11 protein-coding genes are annotated in these 8,346 nt (G+C 62.7%); all 11 read right to left on the bottom strand.

Going from position 1 to position 8,346, the window contains the following annotated elements:
- Window positions 1–83: 83 nt before the first annotated feature.
- Entirely contained in the window at window positions 84–1,094 is a 1,011-nt protein-coding gene (locus tag QVE23_RS09475; RefSeq protein ID WP_287968044.1) for a helix-turn-helix domain-containing protein, read from the bottom strand.
- A 26-nt stretch (window positions 1,095–1,120) separates the two neighbouring features.
- Entirely contained in the window at window positions 1,121–1,498 is a 378-nt protein-coding gene (locus QVE23_RS09470) for a DUF6291 domain-containing protein (protein ID WP_145985069.1), read from the bottom strand.
- Between the two features lie 297 nt (window positions 1,499–1,795).
- A complete protein-coding gene (locus QVE23_RS09465; protein WP_256264492.1) occupies window positions 1,796–2,533 on the bottom strand; it encodes a YebC/PmpR family DNA-binding transcriptional regulator in 738 nt (245 codons plus the stop codon).
- A gap of 6 nt (window positions 2,534–2,539) precedes the next feature.
- Window positions 2,540–3,331, bottom strand: a complete 792-nt coding sequence (locus QVE23_RS09460; RefSeq protein WP_119310950.1) for a Nif3-like dinuclear metal center hexameric protein — start codon at window positions 3,329–3,331, stop codon at window positions 2,540–2,542.
- Window positions 3,309–4,025 (bottom strand): tRNA (adenine(22)-N(1))-methyltransferase, encoded by a 717-nt coding sequence (locus QVE23_RS09455; protein ID WP_036631075.1) that lies wholly within the window; start codon window positions 4,023–4,025, stop codon window positions 3,309–3,311. The genes QVE23_RS09460 and QVE23_RS09455 overlap by 23 nt, the downstream gene beginning before the upstream one ends.
- 65 nt (window positions 4,026–4,090) lie before the next feature.
- The gene (locus tag QVE23_RS09450; RefSeq protein WP_287968042.1) at window positions 4,091–4,300 is read right to left on the bottom strand and encodes a DUF1858 domain-containing protein; all 210 of its coding nucleotides are present in this window, start codon (window positions 4,298–4,300) and stop codon (window positions 4,091–4,093) included.
- 244 nt (window positions 4,301–4,544) lie between these two features.
- A complete protein-coding gene (locus QVE23_RS09445) occupies window positions 4,545–4,826 on the bottom strand; it encodes a zinc-ribbon domain containing protein (protein WP_021750705.1) in 282 nt (93 codons plus the stop codon).
- A gap of 38 nt (window positions 4,827–4,864) precedes the next feature.
- Window positions 4,865–5,506 carry a sigma-70 family RNA polymerase sigma factor gene (locus tag QVE23_RS09440; RefSeq protein ID WP_021750704.1) on the bottom strand — a complete coding sequence of 214 codons (642 nt, stop codon included), beginning with the start codon at window positions 5,504–5,506 and terminating at the stop codon, window positions 4,865–4,867.
- Window positions 5,507–5,573: 67 nt separating this feature from the next.
- Window positions 5,574–6,929, bottom strand: a complete 1,356-nt coding sequence (glmM, locus tag QVE23_RS09435) for a phosphoglucosamine mutase (RefSeq protein WP_287966460.1) — start codon at window positions 6,927–6,929, stop codon at window positions 5,574–5,576.
- Window positions 6,930–7,665: 736 nt separating this feature from the next.
- Window positions 7,666–7,878 carry a helix-turn-helix domain-containing protein gene (locus QVE23_RS09430; protein WP_021750702.1) on the bottom strand — a complete coding sequence of 71 codons (213 nt, stop codon included), beginning with the start codon at window positions 7,876–7,878 and terminating at the stop codon, window positions 7,666–7,668.
- Between the two features lie 149 nt (window positions 7,879–8,027).
- Window positions 8,028–8,240, bottom strand: coding sequence for a helix-turn-helix domain-containing protein (locus tag QVE23_RS09425; RefSeq protein WP_036628729.1), 213 nt, complete (start codon window positions 8,238–8,240; stop codon window positions 8,028–8,030).
- Between the last annotated feature and the right edge of the window lie 106 nt (window positions 8,241–8,346).

The raw sequence follows: 8,346 nt of genomic DNA, 5'->3' as shown, positions 1-8,346 counted from the left end.
GCTGGCTCCCCGCCTCCGGGCGGAAGGAGACCCCACCCGCCGCTCTCAGAGGGGGGCGCAGGAGATTCCATAGGCAGCACCTCTCATAGCCCTTCCCACGGGGCCCACATCTGTTCCAAAATCTCCTCCGGCAGGGTGTCCGGCCATGACTCCACAATCTCTCCATCCACATAGTCGTAGACGGTGTACGGCTTCTCCGGCCAGCGGGTGCGGACGGCCACCTCCAGCTCTCCGTCCCCATCCACGTCCAGCGCCTCGGCGTTGATGCAGTCCTCCACTTCCAGGATTGCCCGGGTGTTGATGCCGGTGGGGTCCGGCTCCTCCGGATGATAGGGCCAAAACCGGACGTCACATAAAAACACCAGATTTTCGGACTCTGCGTAGGGGTCCGGGTAATACCCGTCCCGGAGATACTGGACGCTGGTATAGCCGAAGAGAAGCGGCACGCTGCCGGAATCCCCCTCATAGGTGACATCCATGACACCTCCCAGAACGGTGACGCCGGTGTCCTCACAGGCAGACACCGTACCAGTGCGGGTCAGCCGGTTCCATTGAAAGTCCATCTGATAGGAAATGGTATCTCCCCGCTCGTCCCGCAGCGTGAGGGCATCAAAGTCCACATCCTCCCCGCACTTCAGCCGGATCAGGTGTCCACGGTCCTCCACATAGACACAGTTCCTGCCATTCACAGTCTCTTTCAGAACGATGCTGTAATACCCCTCCTCCGTCACCACGATCTGCGTATACGCCACCACGGCGGCAGTCACTGCCAGCAGCACCAGCACCGCCGCCAGCCGCTGCCAGGAGCGCCGCCGCTCCTGCCGCACGCTGTCACGGGAGATATCCAACAAGCTCTGCATGGTCTCCTCCGCTCCTTTCGCCGCCTGCCTCCGGCAGGCCATCAGCTCCTCCACCGTCAGGTCCAGGGCTGCCGCCAGGGGCTCCAGCAGCGTCACATCCGGGTAGCTCAGTCCCCGCTCCCACTTGCTGACGGCCTTGTCCGTCACATGCAGCCGCGCCGCCAGATCCCGCTGGGTCAGGCCCAGATTTTTCCGCTCGCTGCCGATGAAATCGCCCAGCCGCTCCTTGTTCACGTGTATCACCTCGCCCTCAGTCTACCCTATGGGTCCGATTTTGGCAACCGACCAGCGGTAGAGACGTCCCGCAGGTACTTCCGGATGTCGCTGTAATCCTTGGGCGCGGCCTGTTCCAGGGCCTGCCGGGAGATCGCCCCATCCCCCTGCCGCCGCGCCGCCGCCTCTTGGTAGCGCCGCTGCTTTTCCTTCCACTTCTCTGTATCCCGCCGAATGGTCTCCGCCAGAAACCGGTAGGCCATGCGGGTCTCCTCCCTCAAGCCCGGGTGCTGCCGCAAAACCTCCTCCGGATCCGTGGGAGCCTTGTCTGCCGCCATGGCATAGCGGTACAGCAGAAGCAGCAGTTCCCCCCGCTGCTCCGCGTCCAGGGCCGCCACACAGGGAAAATTATCGAAATACAGCATAAAACTCTTCTTGTGTTCCTCTGCCAACGAAAAACCACTCCTCTCAAGAAAAGGCGTCCCCTCCCCATCTGATGCACGGCTCTATGCAATCTCCGGGAGGATTTTGCAGAATCCTCCCGTTATGGTAATAGCTAGAGTTAGGGTTATGGTGATAGTTATGGTCATTGTTATGGTAATGGCAAGGGGAACGGCAAGGCCCGCCTCTCCGTCGTTTTTGCACAAAAGAAAAGTTTTGTTGAATATTCCAAAGGACGAAAAGAGGACGGGTCTCCCCGTCCTCTCTCTATCCAGCGATGCTCAGTCGTTATCCCAGTTGTGCCAGACGTTCTGCACGTCGTCGTTGTCCTCCAGCATGTCGATGAGCTTCTCCATGTTCTTCACGTCTCCCTCGCCGGTGAGGGTGATGTAGTTCTGGGGCACCATCTCGATCTCCGCGCTGGCGAAGGCGTAGCCCTTCCCCTCCAGGGCCTCCACCACATCGTTGAAGGCGTCGGGGTCGCAGGTGATCTCCAGGGCGGGACCGTCGGCCTCAAAGTCGGCGGCACCGGCCTCCAGAGCGTCCATCATGACGGTGTCCTCGTCCAGCTCGCCCTCCTCGTTGTCAATGACGATGACGCCCTTCTTGTCAAAGGACCAGCTGACGCAGCCCTGGGCGCCCAGGTTGCCGTTGCACTTGTCGAACGCGTGGCGGACCTCCGGCGCGGTGCGCTGGCGGTTGTCGGTCAGGGCCTCCACAATGACGGCCACGCCGCCGGGGCCGTAGCCCTCGTAGGTGACGGCCTCGTAGTTGTCGGTGCTGCCGGAGCCCAGGGCCCGGTCGATGGTGCGCTTGATGTTGTCGTTGGGCATGTTGACGGCCTTGGCCTTGGCGATAACCGTGGCCAGACGGGAGTTGTTGTTGGGGTCGCCGGAGCCGCCGCCCTCTTTCACGGCCACGATGATCTCCTTGGCGATCTTGGTGAAGGCGGCGGAGCGCTTGGCGTCGGCCGCGCCCTTGGTCTTTTGGATATTATGCCATTTGGAATGTCCGGACATGGTACATTACTCTCCTTCTACGTAATACTGGATGACCTCCCGGTGGGAGGCGGATTTGGTGACGGTGAGGCCCGGGAACCGGCCGCGCAGGTACTCTGCCAGCACGGTGCACACCGGATTCTCTGTGGGGAAGTGGCCCGCGTCGATCAGGCGGATGCCCTTCCCTGCCGCGTCTAAAAACTGGTGGTAGCTGAGGTCCGAGGTCACGAACACGTCGCACCCTGCGGCGATGGCCGCATCCTCATAGTCGCCGCAGGCGCCGCCGCCCACCGCGACCTTCCGCACCGGGCCGCTGTCCCCGGCGTAGCGGACGCCGTTGGCCTGGAGCGCCCGGCAGACGTGCTTTGCAAATTCCTGTAAAGGCATAGGACTTGCCAGTGTTCCCATCCGGCACAGCCCCTCCGGGTCCCCCAGCGGCCCAGGGTCCTCCAGCCCCAGCGCGGCGGCCAGCGCGTCGTTGACGCCGCCGGGGGCCACATCCAGGTTCGTGTGCATACAGATGGCGGACAGGCCGCTCCTCAGGATTTTCAGCAGCAGGTGCCCCTGGGGCGTGTCCTGCCGGACGGTCTGCACCGGTAGCCATTTGCAGTTCATCACCGGATGGTGGCTGACAATCAGCTGGCAGTTTTCCGCGATGGCCTCGTCCGCCACGGCCTCCGTGATGTCCAGGGCCACCAGGACCCGCCGGACCTCCGCCTCCGGGTCCCCCAGCAGCTGGCCCACGTTGTCCCAGTCCATGGCGCCCTCCTTCGGGGCCAGTCGGAACAGGGCCTGTTCAATTTCCCGGACAGTTGGCATGGCGCCACTCCTCCCTCATTTGCAGAAGCTCCGTGATGACGGCCCTGGCGTAATCGCCCCGTTCCCGGGCCTCTGGCGCCGACGCCCGGTTGGACCCGGCCGCCGCCGCCTGGAGCTGGATGATCTTCTCGATGATGTAGCGGTCCCCCAGGGGGTCGTAGAGCAGGTCCGCCCCGGCCCACTGCCGGCCCAGCGTGAGATGCATCTCCCCTGCCCCGGCCTCGATCACGGGATAGAGAAAGCCCCGGTCCCGCACCAGCGCCTCCCGCGCTATGGCGTAGCCGTGCTCCGCCAGGAAGCGGCGCAGCGCCTCCGCCCGGCTCTGGGGCTGGAGCAGCAGGGTGTGGCGGCCGTCGGCGGTCCAGGGTGCCCCGGCCAGAATCTGGGCGATGTTCTCGCCCCCCATGCCGGCGATGACGATGGTGTCGCACTCCTCCGGCGCCACGGCGGCCAGACCGTTGCCCAGGCGGAAGGTGATCCGGTCCCCCACACCGTAGCGCCGGCCGGTCTCCTGCGCCCGGTCCAGGGGGCCGCGCCGCAGATCGCTGGCAATGGCAGAGGCCACGCGGCCCTGCAGCGTCAGCCACACGGGCAGATAGGCGTGATCCGTGCCAACATCAGCGAGGTGCGCACCCTGGCGGACCCAGGCGGCGATCTGCCGCAGGCGCGGCGTCAGTTCCAGATGTTTTCCCATGGCGCCCTCCTGTTCCGGCTGTCGGAGGAGGACGCATACGGTCTCCCGTATGCGTCCCGTTCCGGTCATTCCGCTTTCTTGTTGGCTTCCTCGTTCACCAGGGCCAGCAGCTTGTCGCAGTCCACGCCGTGGACCATGCAGGCCTCCTCCACAGTCTCGCCCCGGGAAGAGGGGCAGCCCAGGCAGTGCATGCCGATGGACAGGAAGATGGGCGCGGTCTGAGGCGCCATGTCCAGAATGTCACCGATGATGGTGTCCTTCTTGATCTCGATCATCAGAGGTTCCTCCAATTCTAATCTGAAATTCAGCAGGGGTATTATACTCTAGTTTTCGATGTTTTTCAAGAGAAAATCTTTGAAAAGCCTGGAAATGTGGAGATTCGGCGTCCGCACCGGCACATTTTTCCGGAATGCCTCCCGTTTCCCCGGCGCGGGGCGCGGCGGCCGGCTCCCACGGCAAAAGAAGAAGCGGCGCCCACCGGGCGCCGCCTCTGCAAGAGACCAAAATGGATTGATTCGTTTATCTCTGCTGGTCCCGCATCTTGGCGAAGCACTCGCTGCAGTACACGGGACGGTCAGACTTCGGCTCGAAGGGCACGCGGGCTTCGCCGCCGCAGGCGGCGCAGACAGCGGTGAAATACTCCCGGGGACCGCGGGCCGCGTTCTTGCGGGCGTCACGGCAGGCCTTGCAGCGCTGGGGCTCGTTCTGGAAGCCGCGCTCCGCGTAGAACTCCTGCTCACCGGCGGTGAACACGAACTCCTGGCCGCACTCCTTGCAAACTAAGGTCTTGTCTTCGTACATGATGTTACCCTCTCTTTGAAAAGAAAAATATATTGCGTTCAGCTTCCGCTGAGATCGCCGGAAAGAAGCTGCCGTGCCACCTTGCGCCGAATGCGCTGCACGGCGTTGTCCACGGACTTTGGGGGCTTGCCTACCGTCTCGGCAATTTCCCTGCATGAAAGACCGTCTAAATAGTACCCCAAAATCTTTGCTTCAAACTCGGACAACTGTTTCCGGACACCGGATAAGAGGGCAGCGGTATGTTCCCTGTCGATGAGATACGCTTCGGGATCGCGCTGAGTCAGATCGCTGGTACCAGAGGTGTAGGAATTGGCGTCAAAGAAGGGTGTATCCAAGGGGACCGACTGATTGAGAGCCATGTGCTTATCCCGCGCCGCGGCGCGGAGGACGGAATACAGCCGGTTACGAATGCAGATTTCTGCGAAGGTCCGGAAGGATGCCTCCTTGGAGGCGTCATACTCCCGAACGGCTTTGAGGAGGCCCACCATGCCCTCCTGGGTCAGATCCTCGCTGTCGCCGCCCACCAGAAAGAAGGGGCGGGCGCAGGTCCGGACCAGCCGGTTGTACCGCGTCACAAGAGCTTCCTCCGCTTCGCGGCTGCCGCCGGCAACCAGTTGGCACAGCGTTTCATCGCTGCACTGGTCCAGGGGCTGGGGTGTCTTCTCGCTAAATTTGTACATATCGTATTATACCTGTCTATCCAGTGAAATGTCAAGCAATTTGTAAAAAAATCCGAGAAACAGATTTTTATTTTTTTTGCGATTTGATGAAATCTGCCAGCCGGTCCGCCACCGCCTGGGCGATCTGCGTGGTTTTGGCCTCCACCATCACCCGGATCAGGGCCTCCGTGCCGGAGGGGCGCACCAGCACCCGGCCAGCGCCGGCGAGGGCCTCCTCCTCCTGCTTCACGGCCTCCGCCAGCGCGGGGGACGCCATAATGGCCTCCTTCACGCCGCCGCTGTGGGGCACCTCCACGTTCACCAGCACCTGGGGGTAGACGGCGCAGCAGCTGACAAGGGAACTTGCTTTCTCCCCGGACCGGGCCAGCACCTGCAGGAACTGGAGGGCCGTCACCTCACCATCGCCGGTGGTCTCCACATCGGTGAAGATGGTGTGGCCGGACTGCTCCCCGCCGATGCGGTAGTCCCGCTCCAGCATCTTCTCCAGCACGTTCCGGTCGCCCACATCCGTGCAGAGCAGGTCGATGCCGTTGTTCCGGCAGAACTCGTGGAGGCCCAGGTTGCTCATCACCGTGGCCACCAGGGCGTTGCCGTTGAGCTTTCCCCGGCGCTTCATGTCCAGGGCGCACACCGCCAGGACCTTGTCGCCGTCGATGACGCCGCCGGTCTCGTCCACCAGCAGGCAGCGGTCCGCGTCCCCGTCAAAGGCCACGCCGATGTCATAGCCGCCCCGCACCACGGCGGCGGCCAGGTCCTCCAGGTGGGTGGAGCCGCAGTGGCTGTTGATGTTCACCCCGTCCGGGTCCCGGTGGATGAAGTCCGTCCGGGCCTTGAAGCGGCCGAACAGCTCCGGCGCGGTGGCGCTGGCAGCGCCGTTGGCGCAGTCCGCCAGGATTTTCAGCCCCGCCAGATCGGACTCGATGGTGGAGGCCACGAAGTCGATATAGTCCCGCTTCAGCTGGCGCATACCGTGGTGGCGGCGGCCGATCTCCCCCCGGGTTCGGAGCTTCATGGGCTCCTGGGAGAGGATCTTCTCCTCGATCCGGGCCTCCACGCTGTCGGAGAGCTTGTAGCCCTGTCCGCTGAAGACCTTGATGCCGTTGTGCTCATAGGGGTTGTGACTGGCGGAGATCACGATGCCCGCGTCAGCCTTTTCCTGCACGGTGAGATAGGCCACCGCCGGGGTGGGAATGGTGCCCACCGGCTTCACGTCGCTGCCCACGGAGCAGAGCCCCGCCATCAGCGCGGACTCCAGCATGTCGGAGGAGATGCGGGTGTCCTTGCCGATCACCACGGTGGGGCGGCTGCCCTTGTCCTCCATCAGAACAGTGCCCACGGCCTGCCCCACGCGGAAGGCCATGTCGGCAGTGAGGTTCTCCCCCACCACGCCGCGGATGCCGTCGGTTCCAAATAGTTTGCCCATTGATATTACCTCGTTTGTTTCTTATGATGTGACCGTCCCGATGGGACGGGGATTCAGCCATGCTGATGGCTGGGCAATGCACCCCCCGTTTCTCTTTTGTCGTGCCAAAAGAGAAACGGGCCGTGCACGGTCCAAAGAGAAAAGCGTTGGCGCGCTCCGGTGCAGTGGCCCTCCGCGCGACGGGGGGCGGCGGATCGGTGCAAGCGCCGATTTGGCCCGGCCTTCGGGCACGCTATACTCTTCTGCGATTTCTCCAACTGCCGTCCCGTGGCGGATCGTGCGGAGGTCGTCGGGGTGGTCATCGCATGGAGCTGCTTCTCTTTTCGCTGCCGCTAGCTGTCCCGCGCGGGAGCTGCCGATAAAGGCATCGGCCCCTACGACCGCCAGGGCAGCGCGTAGCGAAGCGGAACGCGCGGAAAGAGGAGCTGGTCAAATGCGTCCTTGCACCCCGTTGACCTCCGCATCCACGCCGCGGGAATCAGCGTTCAAGCCTGTACCGCACCCCGCCGCGCCCGTTGGCCAGTCCTCGCAAACACGCAGGCACCATCTCACGCCAACCCCCGTACAGCAACTTTGCACGCCCGTGCAGAGTTGCGGCCAAAAGCGTTCTTTTCTTTTGGACCGTGCACGGCCCGTTTTCTTTTCGGGCAAGACCGAAAAGAAAATGGGGGGTGCATCCCGCTGAACAAGCCCCTTGCGGGAGCAAAGATTCCCGAGGCCGCCGGACGGCGGCCTTTTACAACTCCCGCCGGTCCGACCGCCCGGCCAGATAATCCAGCGACACGCCGAAGTGGTCCGCCAGGGCGATCAACGTGTCCAGGCTGGGCCGGTGCTCGCCGGACTCCAAGTATTGGTAGGGCCGCTCCCCAATCCCGATGGCGGCGGCCACCTGCTTTTGGGTTTCGCCCTGTTCCTTGCGGAGTTCCCGCAATCGCTCGTTTAGTTCCATAAATCCCCCTTAACACGCTTCGCAGAGCGTGTTATATTTTTCTCACGCTTTATGAAGCGTGAGAAAGGAGTATTCGCAATGTCTGACTCCAAAAACGGGCCGCACGCCCCTGCAGGAGCGGGTTCCTCTGAACGGCGGGAAACCCACCTCTACATCTCCCTCCGGTCCGACCGCCCGGCCAGATAATCCAGCGACACGCCGAAGTGGTCCGCCAGGGCAAGCAGACTGTCAAACCCCGGCTTTTGTTTGCCTGTTTCAAACCGCTGATACTGCCGGTCTGTCATTCCGGCGGCTGCGGCCACCTGCGCTTGGGTCTCGCCGTGCTCTTTGCGGAGTTCCCGCATTCGCTCATAAAACTCCATATTAGGATCTCCTTGGCACAACCTAAAAGTCGTGATATATCCTTTCTGCAAACAGCTTAAAAGTTGTTTGCAGAAAGGAGCATTCGCAATGTCCGACTTCATGAAA

The organism is Oscillibacter sp. KLE 1728, assembly GCF_934833455.1.
In the GTDB taxonomy this organism is placed as follows: Bacteria; Bacillota; Clostridia; order Oscillospirales; family Oscillospiraceae; genus Oscillibacter; species Oscillibacter welbionis.
This window is presented reverse-complemented; position numbering and strand designations above follow the sequence as displayed.

What these genes read in the sequence shown, in the direction of transcription:
- QVE23_RS09430 (WP_021750702.1), bottom strand. Translation starts at nt 7,878, where the DNA reads ATGGAACTAAACGAGCGATTGCGGGAACTCCGCAAGGAACAGGGCGAA.
- QVE23_RS09455 (WP_036631075.1), bottom strand. Translation starts at nt 4,025, where the DNA reads ATGGGAAAACATCTGGAACTGACGCCGCGCCTGCGGCAGATCGCCGCC.
- QVE23_RS09470 (WP_145985069.1), bottom strand. Translation starts at nt 1,498, where the DNA reads ATGCTGTATTTCGATAATTTTCCCTGTGTGGCGGCCCTGGACGCGGAG.
- QVE23_RS09465 (WP_256264492.1), bottom strand. Translation starts at nt 2,533, where the DNA reads ATGTCCGGACATTCCAAATGGCATAATATCCAAAAGACCAAGGGCGCG.
- QVE23_RS09440 (WP_021750704.1), bottom strand. Translation starts at nt 5,506, where the DNA reads ATGTACAAATTTAGCGAGAAGACACCCCAGCCCCTGGACCAGTGCAGC.
- QVE23_RS09450 (WP_287968042.1), bottom strand. Translation starts at nt 4,300, where the DNA reads ATGATCGAGATCAAGAAGGACACCATCATCGGTGACATTCTGGACATG.
- glmM (WP_287966460.1), bottom strand. Translation starts at nt 6,929, where the DNA reads ATGGGCAAACTATTTGGAACCGACGGCATCCGCGGCGTGGTGGGGGAG.
- QVE23_RS09460 (WP_119310950.1), bottom strand. Translation starts at nt 3,331, where the DNA reads ATGCCAACTGTCCGGGAAATTGAACAGGCCCTGTTCCGACTGGCCCCG.
- QVE23_RS09425 (WP_036628729.1), bottom strand. Translation starts at nt 8,240, where the DNA reads ATGGAGTTTTATGAGCGAATGCGGGAACTCCGCAAAGAGCACGGCGAG.
- QVE23_RS09445 (WP_021750705.1), bottom strand. Translation starts at nt 4,826, where the DNA reads ATGTACGAAGACAAGACCTTAGTTTGCAAGGAGTGCGGCCAGGAGTTC.